The 16,083-nt window shown below is 71.9% G+C and carries 15 protein-coding genes; 8 read left to right on the top strand and 7 right to left on the bottom strand.

Going from position 1 to position 16,083, the window contains the following annotated elements:
• Window positions 1–30: 30 nt before the first annotated feature.
• Genes NP095_RS09125 through NP095_RS09145 form a run of 5 tightly spaced genes read right to left on the bottom strand, consistent with a single transcriptional unit; the run spans window position 31 to window position 3,543 of the window.
• On the bottom strand, window positions 31–615 hold the full coding sequence (locus tag NP095_RS09125; protein ID WP_249378319.1) for a hypothetical protein: 585 nt from the start codon (window positions 613–615) through the stop codon (window positions 31–33).
• Window positions 612–1,544 carry a copper resistance D family protein gene (locus NP095_RS09130; protein ID WP_256766141.1) on the bottom strand — a complete coding sequence of 311 codons (933 nt, stop codon included), beginning with the start codon at window positions 1,542–1,544 and terminating at the stop codon, window positions 612–614. The genes NP095_RS09125 and NP095_RS09130 overlap by 4 nt, the downstream gene beginning before the upstream one ends.
• A gap of 34 nt (window positions 1,545–1,578) precedes the next feature.
• Window positions 1,579–2,223 (bottom strand): copper resistance CopC family protein, encoded by a 645-nt coding sequence (locus NP095_RS09135; protein ID WP_256765973.1) that lies wholly within the window; start codon window positions 2,221–2,223, stop codon window positions 1,579–1,581.
• Between the two features lie 38 nt (window positions 2,224–2,261).
• Window positions 2,262–2,954 (bottom strand): YcnI family copper-binding membrane protein, encoded by a 693-nt coding sequence (locus NP095_RS09140; RefSeq protein WP_256765974.1) that lies wholly within the window; start codon window positions 2,952–2,954, stop codon window positions 2,262–2,264.
• A 43-nt stretch (window positions 2,955–2,997) separates the two neighbouring features.
• A complete protein-coding gene (locus NP095_RS09145) occupies window positions 2,998–3,543 on the bottom strand; it encodes a hypothetical protein (RefSeq protein WP_249378322.1) in 546 nt (181 codons plus the stop codon).
• Window positions 3,544–3,841: 298 nt separating this feature from the next.
• On the opposite strand from NP095_RS09145, the gene NP095_RS09150 reads away from it, so the two are divergent.
• The 5 genes from NP095_RS09150 to lepB all read left to right on the top strand — a co-directional run bounded on the left by NP095_RS09150 (window position 3,842) and on the right by lepB (window position 9,691).
• Complete coding sequence (locus NP095_RS09150; RefSeq protein WP_256765975.1) at window positions 3,842–5,329, top strand: hypothetical protein; 1,488 nt, start codon at window positions 3,842–3,844, stop codon at window positions 5,327–5,329.
• Window positions 5,330–5,464: 135 nt separating this feature from the next.
• Entirely contained in the window at window positions 5,465–6,220 is a 756-nt protein-coding gene (locus NP095_RS09155) for a hypothetical protein (RefSeq protein ID WP_249378324.1), read from the top strand.
• A 17-nt stretch (window positions 6,221–6,237) separates the two neighbouring features.
• Window positions 6,238–8,337, top strand: coding sequence for a copper amine oxidase (locus NP095_RS09160; protein ID WP_249378325.1), 2,100 nt, complete (start codon window positions 6,238–6,240; stop codon window positions 8,335–8,337).
• A 98-nt stretch (window positions 8,338–8,435) separates the two neighbouring features.
• Window positions 8,436–9,128 (top strand): DUF305 domain-containing protein, encoded by a 693-nt coding sequence (locus tag NP095_RS09165; RefSeq protein WP_256765976.1) that lies wholly within the window; start codon window positions 8,436–8,438, stop codon window positions 9,126–9,128.
• Window positions 9,113–9,691: a signal peptidase I gene (gene lepB, locus NP095_RS09170; protein ID WP_256765977.1), complete on the top strand. Its 579-nt coding sequence runs from the start codon at window positions 9,113–9,115 to the stop codon at window positions 9,689–9,691. Before NP095_RS09165 ends, lepB begins: the two co-directional genes overlap by 16 nt.
• A gap of 12 nt (window positions 9,692–9,703) precedes the next feature.
• Here the strand turns inward: lepB and NP095_RS09175 are convergent, their stop codons facing one another.
• Together NP095_RS09175 and NP095_RS09180 are read right to left on the bottom strand one after the other, a co-directional pair.
• Window positions 9,704–10,000 carry a helix-turn-helix domain-containing protein gene (locus NP095_RS09175; protein WP_256765978.1) on the bottom strand — a complete coding sequence of 99 codons (297 nt, stop codon included), beginning with the start codon at window positions 9,998–10,000 and terminating at the stop codon, window positions 9,704–9,706.
• 8 nt (window positions 10,001–10,008) lie between these two features.
• Window positions 10,009–11,493, bottom strand: a complete 1,485-nt coding sequence (locus tag NP095_RS09180; protein WP_256765979.1) for an APC family permease — start codon at window positions 11,491–11,493, stop codon at window positions 10,009–10,011.
• Window positions 11,494–11,592: 99 nt separating this feature from the next.
• Here NP095_RS09180 and NP095_RS09185 point away from each other — a divergent pair, with 99 nt between their 5' ends.
• The 3 genes from NP095_RS09185 to NP095_RS09195 all read left to right on the top strand — a co-directional run bounded on the left by NP095_RS09185 (window position 11,593) and on the right by NP095_RS09195 (window position 16,046).
• On the top strand, window positions 11,593–12,930 hold the full coding sequence (locus NP095_RS09185) for a DNA polymerase IV (protein ID WP_256765980.1): 1,338 nt from the start codon (window positions 11,593–11,595) through the stop codon (window positions 12,928–12,930).
• Window positions 12,927–15,047: a S9 family peptidase gene (locus tag NP095_RS09190; protein WP_256765981.1), complete on the top strand. Its 2,121-nt coding sequence runs from the start codon at window positions 12,927–12,929 to the stop codon at window positions 15,045–15,047. The genes NP095_RS09185 and NP095_RS09190 overlap by 4 nt, the downstream gene beginning before the upstream one ends.
• A 102-nt stretch (window positions 15,048–15,149) precedes the next feature.
• A complete protein-coding gene (locus NP095_RS09195) occupies window positions 15,150–16,046 on the top strand; it encodes a sigma-70 family RNA polymerase sigma factor (protein WP_249378489.1) in 897 nt (298 codons plus the stop codon).
• Window positions 16,047–16,083 lie beyond the last annotated feature (37 nt).

The following is a 16,083-nucleotide window of genomic DNA, read 5'->3' on the forward strand; positions in this document are numbered from 1 at the left end:
GGCCCGACCCGGCTCCCGCGTTGTGGACCGTCAGCCGACGCGACGGCGCCGGCGAGCTCCCCACCACGCGGTGGCGGCCACCAGCAGCGTGAAGCCCACCACCGCGACCACGACATCGCGTCCGTCCGCCCCGGCCGGGACGTCCTGCGGCACCGTCACCGTCATCGCCGGGTCGACCGTCTCGGCGGAGGCCGTGAAGTCCGGGGTGGACCGGGAACCGGACATACCGTCACCGCATCGCTGCTCGGCCACGAGCGTGACCCGCTCCCCCGCCGCCGCGCCGATCCGCGACGTGAGGAGGAACTCGGCCACCTGCCGCGGCGGCAGCCCCGGGCCGGTGAAGTCGACGCGCCGACCGTCCAGGACGCCGTCCCAGCCGTCGGGCGCGGTCGCGCTGATCACCGCCGAGCTCTCCGGGACCTGCAGTGTCAGCCCGGTCGTCGGGGCCTCGCCGCACCCGTCCTCGACCGCGACGACCAGGACGACGGTCCCGTCCCCCTGGGGCACGACGGCGTCGACCGTCGCGTCGGCCGTCGCGGGAGACGCGCCCGCGAACAGCACGAGCGGCAGGGCGACGAGCACGCTCGCGAGCCGGCGCACCGTGCGAGAGCTCATGGGATCTCCACCTCTCCCGAGACGACGGGCTCCGTGTATCGATCGATCCGCACCGCGACCGACACCCGCCACGCCCCGGCGAGCGGGAGGTCGGCGGTGGTCTGCCAGTGCCCGGCCCGGGTCTTCGTCAGCGTCCGGTTGAGGGGGCCCACCTCGGCCTCCGCCAGGGCCAGTTGAAGACGGGGCGCATCCGCGACGTCCACCACGGCGCCGTCCGAGTCCGTCAGCGAGACCTGGATCGCGTTGGTCCCGCGCCGGGCCGGGGTGACCACGACGGTCACCCGGTGGGAGTCGTCGAGGTCGAGCTCGAGGCGCTGCACCGTCGACACGTCCGTGACGATCGTGTCGGCACGCGCGGGCGGCGTCTGGCCCACGAGCACGCCCGTGGCCATCAGCACGCCGGCGACGACCAGCACCTCGAAGGTCACGGTGCGGCGCAGGACGGTGGTCGCGTCCCCGGCCTCGCGGCCGGCCAGGCGACGGACCAGGACGAAGCGGTTCCACGCGGCCACCGCGACGACCGGCAGCAGCAAGAGCGCCTTCACCAGCACGGCTCGGCCGTAGCCGGTCTGCCACAGCGCGGGCAACGAGTCGGCCACCCGCCAGTAGAGGACGATCCCGGCTGCGACGAGCGCCACCAGCACGAGGCCGGCGACGGCCGAGAACCGCGCGATCGTCGTGACGCGGTCGCCGACCCGCAGAGCGGAGCCCGCGGCCAGGACGACGGCCAGGCCCACGAGCCCGCCCCACCACACGGCTGCGGCGCTCACATGGACCAGATCGGCAGCCAGCACGAGCCAGGACGGCCCGTAGCTGCGGGTGTGGCCCACCGGCAGCAGCGAGGCGACGGCCAGCGCCACGCCCGCTGCCGCGATGACCGGCCGACGCCGCCGGCCCACGAGCGCGAGGGCGACACCGAGAGCCACCATCAGCACGGCCAGGCCCGCCGAGGACGTGAGCCCGTCACGCCACGCCTCGGGACCCCACGCCGAGGCGAGGGTCCGGCCGGACTCCCAGGAGGAGGTCAGGGGCGCGAGCAGGAGCGTCGAGACCGCGGCGAGCCCGGCGAACACCTGGGGTCGCCGCACGGGTGCGGCGCTCGACCAGCGGCTGCCGGCGCACCGGCGTGGGGGCGATGAACAGGAAGAACACCACGATCCCGGCCAGGCCGAGGACGCCCGCGTACCGCAGCGCCTCGACCGTCGTGCGCACCACGGAGAGCTCGCGCTCGGCCTGCGAGTCCGGGACCCCGATCGCTCCGGGGGTGGCCTGCCCCACCGCGAACGTGAAGCCACCCGTCACGGGGTGGGAGTCCGCCGACACGACGCGCCACGTCACGACGTGGGTACCCCGCGGCAGGGGCTGCGCGGGCCGGATCGTCAGGACTCGGTCACTGACGGAGAACTCCGCCTCGGTCGGCTTCCCCGTCGCGTCCAGGACCGCGTTGCCCGTGCCGCCCAGCGTGACCGGCTCGGTGAACGTCACCGTCAGCTGACTCGGCGGCGTGGTCAGGACCTGACCGTCGGCGGGGGTGCTCCCGATCGGCGAGGCGTGGCCGAACGCCGCAGCGGGCCACATCACGACGAGCAGGAGGAGCCCGGAGAGCACGGCGGTGAGCCGTGCCCTCCGGGCCGGAGCGGGGTGGTTCACCCGCGGTTCCGCGTCCGTCCGAGTGCGACACCGCCGGCGACCAGTCCGAGGGCGCCGAGCGCGACGCCGGTCCAGCCCAGGGCGTCGGAGCCGGTGCCCGCCTCAGCGGGCTCGTCCTGCGCCTTCGCGTCGCCGTGACCGTGGCCGTCGCCCTCGGCCGCGGTCGTCACGACGAAGGGAGCCGGCGACTCGGGCTCGTCCTGACCCTCCTCGTAGGTCTGGGTCCACGCGGTCTCACCCTCCTCGCAGGTCTGGATGACCGGGAAGACGAGCTTCTCGCCCTCCTTCTCGGGCAGCGGCAGCTGCAGCGCGATGGTGTCGCGCAGGCCGTCGGCCAGCGGCGTCCGCGCCGTGTAGACGACCTCGGCGACCCGCTCGGTCTGCTCGCTGCCGTGGCCGTCGGAGGCGGGCGACTCGAGCTTCTCCATCGTCTTCTCGACGGTCCAGTTCGGGTTCACCGTGGGGGTGACGGACAGCACCTGCTCGGGCAGCTGGACGGCGAGTCGGGTCGTCGGCGAGGTGCCGCACCCGTGGCCGACCGAGAAGGTCAGGACCGCGTACGACCCGGCGGCCGTCGACGACGGGGTGACCGAGACGTGGGCCGAGGCGGCACCCGCCGCGGCGACGACGAGGGCCGAGGAGCCGAGGGTGAGCGCCGCCGTGCGGGCAGCGTGATGAGCGAAGGACATGTTCTTCTCCTGGTTCGGGACCGCCCGGACGGGCGGGACTGGATCACCGGCAGGCGCCGGCGACCGGGGCGAGGTCGACCCGGGAGAAGGGAGGGCCGCGCCGCACCAGGGCGTGGTCGAGAAGATCGGTCCGCAGCACCGGCTCGGCGCCACGGCGAGGGACGGGAGCCGACACCGGCCGGCGGGACAGCCGCACGGGACGCAGGACGAACGAGACCCGCGCCCACCACGACCACCAGAGCCGCTCGGCGGCATCGATGCCGACGGCCACCACCACGAGGCCCGCGAGGTGCGCGGCGAGCATCGCCGGCGTCGCCGGCACGACCTGGTGACCGTGCACGTAACCGGACACCAGGTGGACCCCGAGCTGTGGAAGGGCGAGCAGGACGAGTGCCCACCCGAAGCCGATCCGGCGGGCGGCAGCCCACCAGGCCAGCGCCGAACCGGCCGCGACGACCGGGACGAGCGCGACGACGGACGGGGCCTCACCGCTGCCCATCACGTGGGCGGCGACGGCCATGAGAGTCGCCCACAGGCTCACCGCTGCGGCGCGCACGAGGCGCGCGAACGGAGCTCCGGGGGCTGACACGGACGTCAGCGTACGACCTGCGCACCCCGACTCCGGCAGCGGTGACCAGATGTTTACACGGTCGTCACCGGCCCCCGGTGGCCCGGCGGCCGACCCGCTGCGAGCGACGTGCGTCGTCCGTCGCGGCGCCGTGACTGCAATCACAGCAGATTCTCATTCGGTGTCTCATTCACCGTCGCGACACCTTCACACCCGAGCCGTTCTCGTAACCATCCGGTTCCCGCGGAGAACACCACCCGAAACGCGCCGCGTCCAGATTGAGCCGCGAATCGACTCCCCCGCCAAAGGAACTTCCCCGATGACTGTCACCCGAGTCCTGTCCCACCTCACGGCCGCAGCAGTGGCCGCGACCACGCTGGCCCTGCCCGCCGCGGCCGCGCACGCGGAGGCCACCGGCGTGATCAAGGGCACCGTCCTCGAGACCGGCCATGTGATCGCCCCCAGCCTCGACGTCTCGCTCTACAAGACGAGCGGCGAGTTCGTGAAGGCCACCGTGACCGACTCCTCCGCCGGAGCGTACGAGTTCCGTGGCATCGAGCCCGGCTCGTACGTCATCTGGTTCGAGAACCAGAACGAGGCGGTCCAGGAGTGGTACGACAACCAGCCCGACCAGGACCACGCCACCCCCATCTCGCTCGCGGCCGGTCAGACCTACGTCGCCGACGCCTACCTGACCCAGATCAGCGAGAACCTCGTCCGGCCGACGATCACCGGCACGCCCACGGTGGGCTCGACGCTCTCGGCCGCCCGCGGCACCTGGTTCCCCACGATCGGCGTGGACTTCGGCTACCAGTGGCTGCGCAACGGCACCCCGATCGATGGAGCGACGGCGTCCACCTACCGCCTGCGTGACGTCGACTCGGGCCAGGCGATCTCGGTCCGCGTCATCGCCACCGTCCAGGGTGCCCAGGAATCGGCCACGAGCACCCCCACCGCCCCGGTCACCGGCGGGACCCCCGCCGTCCCGGTCGTCGCGAACTCCGTGAAGCCCTCGATCACCGGGTCGGTCGTCGCGGGCTCCGTGCTGACGGCCACCACCGGCACGTGGTCGCCCGCGGACGCCTCCGTCACGCTGCAGTGGCTGCGCGGGGACGTCGTCGTCGGCAGCGGCTCGAGCTACCGCACCACGGTCGACGACATCGGCTCCGGACTGCGCGTGCGCGCCGTCGCGGCCAAGGCCGGCTGGACGTCGGCCATCGCCGAGTCCGAGGTGTTCGGGCCCATCACCACGCCGGCCCCGGTGCTCAGCGCGCCGGTCAACACGGTGAAGCCCACCGTCTCGGGCACGCCGCGCGTCGGCAGCACCGTCACGGCGAGCACGGGCTCCTGGAGCACCTCGGCCCGCCACACGTACCGCTGGACCCGCAACGGCAAGACCATCCCCCGTGCGACCGCACGCACCTACCGGCTCACGGCCGCCGACGCCGGAACCCGGATCGCCGTGGTCGTGACCGCGACCAGCACCGGCGGGACGAGCAGCGCCACGAGCGCCGTCCGCACCGTCGCCAAGGCCACCGCCAAGGTCAAGGCCACCGCGAAGTCGACGGCCAAGGGTCGCCTGAAGGTCACCGCCAAGGTCACCTCCGCGGGCGCCCGGACCGGCCGCGTGACCATCACGGTCAAGGTCGGCGGCAAGACCAAGGTCAAGCGCACGACCTTGAAGAAGGGCACGCGCACCGTCACCGTCACCGGCCTGCGCAAGGGCCGGGCGACCGTCCGCGTCGTGTACGCCGGCGACGCCTCGACCGCCGGCGCGACGACCTCGAAGAAGGCCACCGTGCGCTGACTCCCCGGCGGCTCGCCGCCCACCCAGACCTCGGCCCGCCGTCCCTCGCCGGCGGACCGAGGGACCGGCACCACCCGGTCCCGACGGCTCCGGTCCCTCCGGCGCCGATCACTTCCAGCCCCACAAGGAGACCATGTGAATGCGTCACAGCGCGTGCCCTGGAGGACACGCAGAGTCGCCGTCGCTGCCCTCGCCCTCGGACTGACTGCTGCCGCCACGACCTACGTCATGGCCCAGCAGGACGTCAGCGGCACCGACTCCGGCACCAGCACGAAGTTCAGCGTCGTCGGCGACGGCGAACTGCCCACCAAGAAGCCCACCCTCGGCCAGAGCCGCGCCGCGCTCTCGGCCGACGAGACCGGCTATGCCATTCACCTGGCCTCCACCGACGCCAGCGTCCCCTCCGACGCCACCGACGTCCGTGGCAAGCCCGGCCCGGAGTTCCTCTATGCGGATCTGCCTGACGTCGGTGAGGACTTCAGCGGCCGCAAGGCCGTCGTGGCCCTGTACGACTACACGCACGACGTGGCCTACGACCAGATCGTCGATCTGGCCGCCGGCAAGGTCATCGACTCGAAGAAGTCGGACCGGGCCCAGCCGCCGACCTCGTCCACCGAGGCGGACCTGGCGATGAAGATCGCGGTCGAGTCCGACGCCGACCTGGCCTTCAAGTCCGAGTTCGAGGAGAACATGGGCGTCCCGCTCATCGATCCCGACCAGGTCGACTACGTCGCCGGCGCCTGGGTCTTCAACAAGACCACGAGCAAGGGCAAGGAGTGCGGTGAGGACCGTTGCGCCCAGCTCATGGTCTCGACTGCATCCGGGGTGTACCTCAACACCTTCGACTTCGTCGTGAACCTGTCCACCCAGAAGATCGTCCGCACCCAGTGAGCAGGGAGAGAAGTCCGATGCGCAAGAAGACACTGACGCGGATCGTCGCCGCCGGCGCGACCGCACTGATGACGGCGGGGCTGATCTCGGCCCAGCCCTCGACGGCGAGCGCCGCCGAGGACACGCCGCTGGCGTGTGCCGACAGCCTCGTCACCAAGAAGCTCGAGAACGGCTCCAGCTGGCGGATGTGCGCGCGCATCCACCCGATCAAGGGCCTCATCCTCGAGCAGATCGAGTTCAAGCCGGCCACCGGCGAGTACGAGTACGCCGGGTACAAGCGGGTCCTGGACCAGCTGAACATCGCCCAGCTGAACGTGCCCTACGACACCGGTCACGTCCAGTACAACGACATCACCTCCTACGGGTTCGGCAAGCAGTACCTGCAGTCGCAGGGTCCCGAGGTGTGCACGGGCGAGGCCCTCGACGTGGAGCAGTCCTTCACGTACAGCGGCCAGCTGGTCGAGCGGACCATCCCGGGCATCTGCGTGCAGGAGGACCCGACGGGCCTCATGACCCACGCGCAGGAGACCCAGATCGGCGGCGGCACGCTGTACGCCGACCAGGGAACGGCCCTCGCGGTCTCGTCGATCTCCAAGATCAGCTGGTACGAGTACCAGCAGCGGGTCGTGTTCGACGACCACGGCCAGATCGAGGTCGGCCTCGGCGCCACGGGCGACATCGCCCCGGGCTGGGCCTCCGACAGCGCGAACCAGTTCTTCGGCAACAACCCGAAGACCGGCTGGCCGCTGTCGGGCAAGTCGACCGTGACGTCCACGGCCGGCGGTGAGACCACGACCAAGGAGATCCAGTCCTACGCGGGCTCGCACTGGCACAACGCCATGTACAAGGTCGACTTCGGCATCGACAAGGGCGAGAAGCAGACCGTCGAGCAGTGGGACTTCAGCAGCCCCGGCAACGGTGTGCGCGCCCCGATCGTCGAGGGCACGGGCACCGTCAAGAGCTCGGCGTTCACGTCGGTCGAGAACGAGGACCACGACCAGCTCAGCTGGTGGCGCGTCCTGAACCCGAACAGCAAGAACAAGGACGGGCACGCCCGCTCCTACGAGATCGTGAACAACAACACGGCGAACCTGCTGATGCCGGACTGGTCGCCGTCGGTGACGTTCACGAACTACCGCGCGTGCGAGGAGTACGGCTCGGACAACCTCAATGCGGGCTGCCCGAACCAGAGCATCCTGGACTACGTCAAGAACGACACGCACGAGCTGACCGATCCGGTCGCGTGGGTCAACGTCGGGTTCCACCACACGGACAAGGACGAGGACCAGTCGCCGATGCCGATCCACTGGCAGAAGTTCCAGCTGGTGCCGCGTGACTTCTTCGCCCAGAAGCCGACCGTCAAGGATGCGCGCAAGTGCATCAACGGCCCGTTCTCCTCGGTGAACGCGGTGACCAAGCCGTGCACGCCGGAGAACACGGTCGCGCCGAAGATCAGCGACAAGGCCGACGGCACCGCCGCGGTCGTGCCGGCGGTCGGCAAGACCCTGACGGCCAGCGCGGGCACGTGGCGCAGCGCCGCTCAGCGTCTGACGTACGCGTACACCTGGTTCCGCAACGGCGAGGCCGTGTCGACCGGTCAGGACTACACCCTGTCCGAGGCCGACATGAACGCGTCGATCACGGTCAAGGTCAACGCCTCGGCAGCGGGCTTCCCCTCGAACGTGGCCGAATCGGCCCCGGTCGTGTGGGGCACCCCGCCGCCGGTTCCGTCCGAGGAGCCGAGCACGGCCCCGACGACGGCGCCGACCACCGCCCCGACCACGGCGCCCACCACGGCTCCGACGACCCGCCCGACGACCGCTCCGGTCGTCAAGAAGGCGTCGAAGCTCGCGGTGAAGCTGTCGAAGACGACGGTGAAGCCGGGCAAGAAGAACAAGGTCGCCGTCTCGGTGACCGTCGGTGGCAAGCCCGTCTCGGGCAAGGTCAAGGTGACGGTCAACGGCAAGGTCCGCACGCTGACGCTCAAGGGCGGCAAGGCGTACCTGACGTGGACGGCCCCGAAGAAGGTGAAGACCTACACGGTGAAGGTGTCCTACGCGGGCAGCAGCACGGTGAAGGCCGCCAGCACGACGGTGAAGTACAAGGTCAAGAAGTGACCTTGCGCTGATCCACGGACCGGGGCGTCGCCCGCCGGCGGCGCCCCGGTCCCCCACCCCACGCCCAGCGTGGAACCGCATCACCCCGAGGGAGCCCCATGCGCACGAACGTCCTCCGCCCGGCCGCCCTGGCCCTGGCCGCCCTGGCCCTGGCCGCCTGCGGCGCCCAGCCCCAGCAGGTGGCGCTCGGCGGCACGAAGGCCGCCGACACCGCCGCGCAGCGCGGGACGGTCGAGCGACCGTGGGGCACCGTGAAGACCTTCCCCCGCCTGCAGAAGGCCGAGCCGCCGAGCGCGGCCGACGTGACCTTCGCGCGGGACATGATCATGCACCACCGCCAGGCGGTCGAGCTGTCCGAGAACGTGCGCAGCCACCGCGGCGTGGACGCCCGGATCGGCTCCGCGGCGCGGTTCATCATCCAGGACCAGAAGAACGAGATCACGACCATGCGGGCGTGGCTCCAGGCCTGGCAGGACTCGGCCGGCGCCGCGAGCCAGGAGCACGACCACGACACGGGGACGATGCCCGGCATGCTGAAGCAGGCGCGCGTCGACGAGATCGCGACGCTCGACCGCCCCGAGGCGGAGGTGGCGTTCCTCGTCGCGATGATCGAGCACCACGAGGGCGCCATCGCGATGTCGCAGGACTACCTGCCCGAGCAGACCAACGCCTTCGTCCGCAGCACCGCCACCCACATCATCGGCGAGCAGACCACCGAGATCGCCTACATGAAGAACCTCCTCGACGAGCGGTGCGGCCCGAAGGGTCCCGCGACGTGCCCCCGCGGCTGAGCCTGAGCCGTCCCCGGCACGCGGGCTGGTGGGCCGGCGCCGCGGCCGCCGCGATCGTCGCCGGGTCGCTCGCGACCGGCGTCGTCGGGCACGCGACGGTCACGTCGCCGTCGATGGCGCCGACCCATGCGACCGGCAGCTCGGTGCTGACCACGAGGATCGGCGTGGGCTCGGTCGGCCCCGGCGACGTCGTGGTGTTCGACGTCCCGCCATCGTGGCGCGCCGCCGAGCGCGAGCGCGCCGGACAGGCCGCCGACGCCGGTGGCGGCGACGCGATGGTCAAGCGCCTGATCGGCCTCCCGGGCGACCGCATCACCTGCTGTGCACCGGGCGGGCTGCTGATGCGCAACGGCAGCCTCCTCGAGGAGCCGTACCTGGCGGAGCCGCCCGGCGACCTGCTGAACACGACCTACGACGTCACCGTCCCGGCCGGCCACGCCTGGGTGCTGGGCGACAACCGCCGCCGCTCGTTCGACTCGCGCGCCATGCACGCGCGCACCGGCGCCTCGGGGTTCCTGCCGCTCTCGGCGATCCGGGCCCGGGTCCTGTTCGGCTGGCCCTGAGACCAGCCGGGCTCAGTCCTCCGGATCGGGACTCGCCGGGCCCATCGCCCCGGCGAGGTCGCGCACGCGCTGGCCCAGCGCGAAGCCGGACAGGTCCGGGCTGCGGACGAGGTACTCCTGCTGGACGAGGTGCTTGAGGATCCGGTACGCCGTCGCACGCGGCATCTGCAGGTTCTCGGCGATCTCGCGCGCCGACACCCCCGCGCCCGACCGCGCCACCTCCTCCAGGATCGAGAAGGCGTTGTCCACCGCTCCGGGCTCGCGGCCGCGGAAGGGCGTGGGCGGGACCTTGGTCGACGGATCGGTCATGCCGGTGCTCATGCGCCCAACAGGTCCGTGCGGATGGTCTCGTCATGGATGCCCATGCGACGCAGGGCCCGGCGACGGTGCGCCCTCAGCCAGCAGAACCACAGCCCGCCGAAGACGAGGGTGCCTCCCGCCAGCGCCAGCCCCGAGGGATCGCCGTCGCGGACGTCCCGCACGGTGTCGACGACGGCCAGCGCGAGGGTCAGCAGGACGGCCGCGACGGCGAGGGCCACCGGGCCGGGGGTCAGCTCGTCGAGGCGGCTCAGGAACACCGGCAGCGACAGGGCGACGAGGGCGTAGGCGATGAACAGGACGAACACCGCGGACTGCAGCAGTGCCGTCGAGAGCGGCCCCACCTCCCGGCCGGCGAGCAACGTGACGGTGGCCGGGGCGATCGCGAACGGGGCGATCGCGAGCAGCGCACCGACCGGAGAGGCCCACCGCGGATGCGTGCGGCCCAGCGCCGCCGGCAGGATGCCCTCGCGGGCGAAGGAGAAGACGACCCGCGCGAGGGCGTTCCAGGCGCCCAGCGTCAGCGCCAGGAACGAGACGGCCAGCAGCGAGCTGAGGACCACGTCCGCGACGTGGGCGTCCACCGTGTCGGGGAACCAGCGCTGCGCCGGTCCGCGTGCATGACCGGGAGCAGGGACCAGGGTGCTGGCGGCCAGGAAGCTGACGACGTAGAGCGCCGCCGCGACGAGCACGGCTCCCGTCATGGCCCGCGGGACACTCCAGAACGGGCGCTCGGCCTCGCTGGCCAGCGCGGCCGACGCCTCGAACCCCACCGTGATCCCCAGGACGATCGTGGCGCCCAGGATGATGCGCCACGGGTCGGCCCCCTCGAGGGACAGGATGGCCGGCGACGGCAGGCCCTCGCGGCTGATCGCGAGGGACACGAGGCACAGCAGTCCCATCACCAGTGCCGACTCGACCACGAACGCCAGCCGGGTCGCGACGCGGACGCCGCGGATGGAGACGAGGAGGCAGAACACCAGGGCGACGACGCCGATCCACCACTGCGGCCAGGGCCCGACACCGGGCTCGCCCGCCGAGGTCGAGGCGACGGCCTCGCTCGACCTGCGGATGGTCTGGGAGACGCCGAACGCCACGAGGATCCCGTAGCCCAGCAGCATCGACGTGCCGACGAGGAGGCCCGGGAACGGCCCCAGCGACCGGGTGACCCACGTGTACATCGATCCCGCGGCGGCGATCCGGGTCGCGAACTGCGAGAAGACGCCGGCGAGCATCAGGGCGAGCGCGAAGCCGAGTACGGCACTGAGCCAGGCGCCGGGTCCGACGACGCCCATGAGGACGAACGGGACGCTCAGCGCGCTCGCCGCCGGGGCGATGACGGCCACCGACAGCCCAGCCAGGTCTCCGGCCAGCACCGAGCGCCGGTCCAGTCCCACGAGGTCGGACTCGGCGCGCACCTGCGGCACGGCAGGCGGGTGCGCAATGGCCTGCTCGAGCGCGGGGACACCGGGCGGTCGCTTCATGGCGTCGCCACCCTAGGGACGCGGCGTGTCGTGGCTGTTACGCCGCGGTGTCGCCGGGCGAACAGCATGAGCGTGGGCGCGACCGGCGACAATGGGCCCATGCGTCCGACCACCTCGATCCTGCACCTGGATCTGGACGCCTTCTTCGCGTCGGTCGAGCAGCGCGACAAGCCGTCCCTGCGCGGCAAGCCCGTGATCGTCGGCGGCATCGGCCAGCGCGGCGTGGTCTCGACGGCCTCCTACGAGGCGCGCCGCTACGGCGTCCGCTCGGCGATGAGCATGGCCGAGGCGCGCTCGCGGTGTCCGCACGCCGCGTTCCTGTCCGGCCGCTTCGACGCCTACCGGGCCGCGTCGGCCGTCGTGATGGAGCGGTTGCGGCGCCTCTCCCCCGCCGTCGAGCCGCTGTCCCTGGACGAGGCGTTCGTCGACCTCGCCGCGGATCCGGACTTCGACCCCGCGTCCGTGCCCGACCTGGTGGACCGGCTGCGAGGCGACGTGGCCGAGCTGACCGGCGGCCTGACGGCCTCCGTCGGGGTCGCCACGTCCAAGCTCATGGCCAAGATCGCCACCGAGATCGACAAGCCCGACGGCTCGTTCATCGTCGCGCCGGGCGCCGAGCGCGACCTGCTGGAGCCGATGCCGGTCACCGTCATCGCCGGCGTCGGGCCTGCCACCGCCGCCCGGCTGCACCACGTCGGGATCTCCCGCGTGGGCGACGTCTGGCGTCATTCCGAGACCGAGCTGGTCGACCTGCTCGGGCAGGCCGCCGGGACCTCGCTGCACCGGCTGTCCCGCGGCATCGACGACCGGTCGGTCAGCTCGCACCGCGAGAACAAGTCCGTCAGCACCGAGGACACGTTCGAGACCGACATCGTCGACCGCGGCGAGCTGGGCCTGATCTGCGACGCCCTGGCCCGGCGCACGGCCGAGCGCCTGCGCAAGGCGGGACTGTCGGGCCGGACCGTCACCCTCAAGGTCCGCTATCACGACTTCACGACGCACACGCGGTCCACGACCCTGCCCGGGCCGACCGACCAGACCCGGCTCATCGTGGCCACCGCCCGGCGGCTGCTCGACGCGACCGACACCGGCGGCGGCCTGCGCCTGCTCGGTGTGGGCGTCAGCGGCCTGGCCGACTGGGTCCAGGACGACCTGTTCGCCGAGGAGTCCGACGACGAGCCCGAGTCCGTGACGGAGGCGCCCCGCCTGCCCGCCGACCCGCCGCGCGCGCACGAGTGGTCGCCCGGCATGGACGTGCACCACGACGAGTACGGCGACGGGTGGGTCTGGGGCCGCGGGCTCGGCCTGGTGACGGTGCGCTTCGAGACCCGTCACACACCCGTCGGGCCGGTCCGCACCCTGCGCGCGGACGACCCCGCCCTGACACCCGGGCATCGTGAGTCGCCGTCGCCGGTGGCCGGTACGGTCGAGGAATGACCGACGTCCCCCGCGCCCCTCGCCGTCCCCACGAGCGCACGCACCACGGCGACACCGTGATCGACCCGTACGAGTGGCTGCGCGACAAGGACGACCCCGAGACGATCGCCTACCTCGAGGCCGAGAACGCCTGGGCCGAGGACACGACCTCGCACCTCGCCGACCTGCGCGAGCAGATCTTCACCGAGATCAAGGACCGGACGCTCGAGAGCGACATGTCGGTCCCCGTCCGGCACGACCGCTGGTGGTACTACTCGCGCACCGTCGAGGGTCGCCAGTACGCGATCCGCTGCCGCGTCCCGATCGCCGGTCCCGACGACTGGGAGCCGCCCGTCGTCGAGCCCGGCGAGACCCTCCCGGGCGAGGAGGTGCTGCTGGACTCCAACGACGAGGCCGAGGGTCATGAGTTCTTCTCGCTGGGCACGTTCAGCCTGTCCGACGACGGCGACCTGCTGGCGTGGTCCGTCGACACCACCGGTGACGAGCGGTACACGATCCGCGTGCGCCGGCTCTCGACCGGCGAGGTCCTGTCCGACGTCGTCGAGGGTGCCGCGCCCGGCGCCACGTGGTCGGCCGACGGTCGCTACCTCTTCTACGTCACCGTCGACGACGCCTGGCGCCCCCACCGCGTCTGGCGGCACGAGCTCGGCTCGTCCGAGGACGACGTGCTGGTCTTCGAGGAGCCGGACGAGCGCTTCTTCGTCGGCCTCGGCCGCAGCAGCTCCGACCGCTTCCTGATCATCGGCGTCGGCTCCAAGATCACCAGCGAGATCCGGCTGCTCGACGCCACCGACCCCACCGGCGAGTTCCGTGTCGTGTGGCCGCGCCGCGAGGGCGTCGACTACTCGGTCGAGCACGTCATCGTCGGAGGCCGCGACCAGCTGGCCATCCTGCACAACGACGGCGCCGTGAACTTCGAGCTCGTCCTGGCTCCCCTCGACGACCCGACCGCCACCACGGTGCTCGTGCCGGGCTCGGACGAGGTGCGCCTCGAGGCGGCCGACGCCTTCGCCCGCCACCTCGTGCTCTCGTACCGGCGCGACGCCACGACCCGCCTGGCCCTGATGGAGATCGGGCCCGACGGCATCGGCGCGCCCGTCGAGCTGGACTTCGACACCGAGCTGTTCACGTGCGGCCTCGGCGGCAACGCCGAATGGGACCCCAAGTACCTGCGCATCGGCTACACGTCCTACGTCGAGCCGGCGACGATCTGGGACCTCGATCCGACCACCGGCGAGCGGATCCTGCGCCGCCGGGCGCCCGTCCTGGGCGACTTCGACCCCGCCGACTACGAGCAGCACCGGGCCTGGGTGCGCGCCGAGGACGGCGCGATGGTCCCGCTGTCGATCGTCTGCCGCCGCGACACCCCGCGCGACGGCACGGCCCCCGCGTTGATCTACGGCTACGGCTCGTACGAGATCAGCCTCGACCCCGACTTCTCGATCTCGCGCCTGAGCCTGCTCGACCGGGGCTTCGTCTACGCCGTGGCCCACGTGCGCGGCGGCGGCGAGCTCGGCCGGCGGTGGTACGACGAGGGCAAGCAGCTGGCCAAGATGAACACGTTCACCGACTTCATCGCGTGCGCGCGCCATCTGGCCGACGAGTCCTGGACCTCCCCCGACCGCCTCGTCGCCGAGGGCGGCAGCGCGGGCGGCCTGCTGATGGGCGCCGTCGCCAACCTGGCCCCCGACGCCTTCACGGGAATCTTCGCCGACGTGCCCTTCGTCGATCCGCTGACCACGATCCTCGACCCGTCCCTGCCGCTGACGGTCATCGAGTGGGACGAGTGGGGCGACCCGCTGCACGATCCCGAGGTCTACGCGTACATGAAGAAGTACACGCCGTACGAGAACGTGGCCGACGTGCACTACCCGTCGATCCTGGCCGGGACGTCCCTCAACGACACCCGCGTGCTCTACGTCGAGCCGGCGAAGTGGGTCGCGCGACTGCGCGAGGTCACCGGCGCCGAGCGGTCGGTCCTGCTGCGCACCGAGATGTCCGCGGGTCACGGCGGCGTCAGCGGACGCTACGCCGCCTGGCACCAGCGGGCCTGGGAGCTGGCGTGGATCATCGACACCGCCACCGCCGTTACCAGAGCCAACCAAAGAAACTCCTGAGAACGGAACACCGGGGCCCTGCTCGTCGTTGTACCCGGTGAAGCCACCGTCAGGAGGATCACCGTGGAAGACCGTGAATTCGAGGGCAAGGACAGCGTCGGCATGTACCTGTCCGAGATCGCGCGCACCCCGCTGCTCGACGCCGAGCGCGAGGTTGAGCTGAGCCGCACGATCGAGGCCGGGCTGTTCGCCCGCCATCTGCTCGAGACCGGCCGCGTCGGCCGGGCCAAGGGCGGAGCCCCGAAGCGCGCGACGCGCGAGGAACTGGAGTGGATCGCCGAGGAGGGCGACCGCGCCGTGCAGGAGTTCGTCCAGGCGAACCTGCGTCTCGTCGTGTCCATCGCGCGCAAGTACGGCCGCGCGCAGATGCCGATGCTCGACCTCATCCAGGAGGGCAACACCGGCCTGATCCGTGCGGTCGAGAAGTTCGACTACGCCAAGGGCTTCAAGTTCTCGACGTACGCCACGTGGTGGGTCCGTCAGGCCATCACCCGCGGCGTCGCGCAGCAGGCTCGCGTCGTGCGCCTTCCCGTGCACGTCGTCGAGGAGCTGAACCAGGTCTCCGGCGCTCGCCGCAACCTCGAGCGCCAGCTGGGCTACGACCCGGAGCCGGCCGAGATCGCCGCCGAGCTCGACATGGACGTCGAGCGGGTCATCGACCTGCTCGCGTGGGGTCGTGACCACGTCAGCCTCGACTCCCCCGTGGACGAGGACGGCGACACCAGCCTGGGCGACCTGATCGCCCGCGACAGCTCGCCGGGTCCCGACCTGGAGATGCTCGACCACGACGCCCGTGACCAGCTGTTGGCCCTCGTCGATCGTCTCGACGACCGTGAGGCCGACATCGTCAAGGCTCGCTACGGCCTGCTGGACGGCCGTCAGCAGAAGCTCGCCGACATCGGCAAGCGCCACGGCATCTCGGCCGAGCGCGTGCGTCAGGTGGAGCGGCAGGCGATCGCGCGATTGCGAGAGATCGCCGATCCCGAACTGGCCGCCTAGGCGGCCTTCCCGGCCGGGCGCTAGGCAGCGGCGTCCG

Origin of the sequence: Aeromicrobium duanguangcaii (assembly GCF_024508295.1) — a bacterium.
Taxonomy (GTDB): Bacteria; Actinomycetota; Actinomycetes; order Propionibacteriales; family Nocardioidaceae; genus Aeromicrobium; species Aeromicrobium duanguangcaii.

Coding starts and splice junctions, on each gene's coding strand:
- NP095_RS09125 (WP_249378319.1), bottom strand. CDS start 615: ATGAGCTCTCGCACGGTGCGCCGGCTCGCGAGCGTGCTCGTCGCCCTG.
- NP095_RS09130 (WP_256766141.1), bottom strand. CDS start 1,544: ATGGTGGCTCTCGGTGTCGCCCTCGCGCTCGTGGGCCGGCGGCGTCGG.
- NP095_RS09140 (WP_256765974.1), bottom strand. CDS start 2,954: ATGTCCTTCGCTCATCACGCTGCCCGCACGGCGGCGCTCACCCTCGGC.
- NP095_RS09150 (WP_256765975.1), top strand. CDS start 3,842: ATGACTGTCACCCGAGTCCTGTCCCACCTCACGGCCGCAGCAGTGGCC.
- NP095_RS09160 (WP_249378325.1), top strand. CDS start 6,238: ATGCGCAAGAAGACACTGACGCGGATCGTCGCCGCCGGCGCGACCGCA.
- NP095_RS09165 (WP_256765976.1), top strand. CDS start 8,436: ATGCGCACGAACGTCCTCCGCCCGGCCGCCCTGGCCCTGGCCGCCCTG.
- NP095_RS09175 (WP_256765978.1), bottom strand. CDS start 10,000: ATGACCGATCCGTCGACCAAGGTCCCGCCCACGCCCTTCCGCGGCCGC.
- NP095_RS09180 (WP_256765979.1), bottom strand. CDS start 11,493: ATGAAGCGACCGCCCGGTGTCCCCGCGCTCGAGCAGGCCATTGCGCAC.
- NP095_RS09185 (WP_256765980.1), top strand. CDS start 11,593: ATGCGTCCGACCACCTCGATCCTGCACCTGGATCTGGACGCCTTCTTC.
- NP095_RS09190 (WP_256765981.1), top strand. CDS start 12,927: ATGACCGACGTCCCCCGCGCCCCTCGCCGTCCCCACGAGCGCACGCAC.
- NP095_RS09195 (WP_249378489.1), top strand. CDS start 15,150: ATGTACCTGTCCGAGATCGCGCGCACCCCGCTGCTCGACGCCGAGCGC.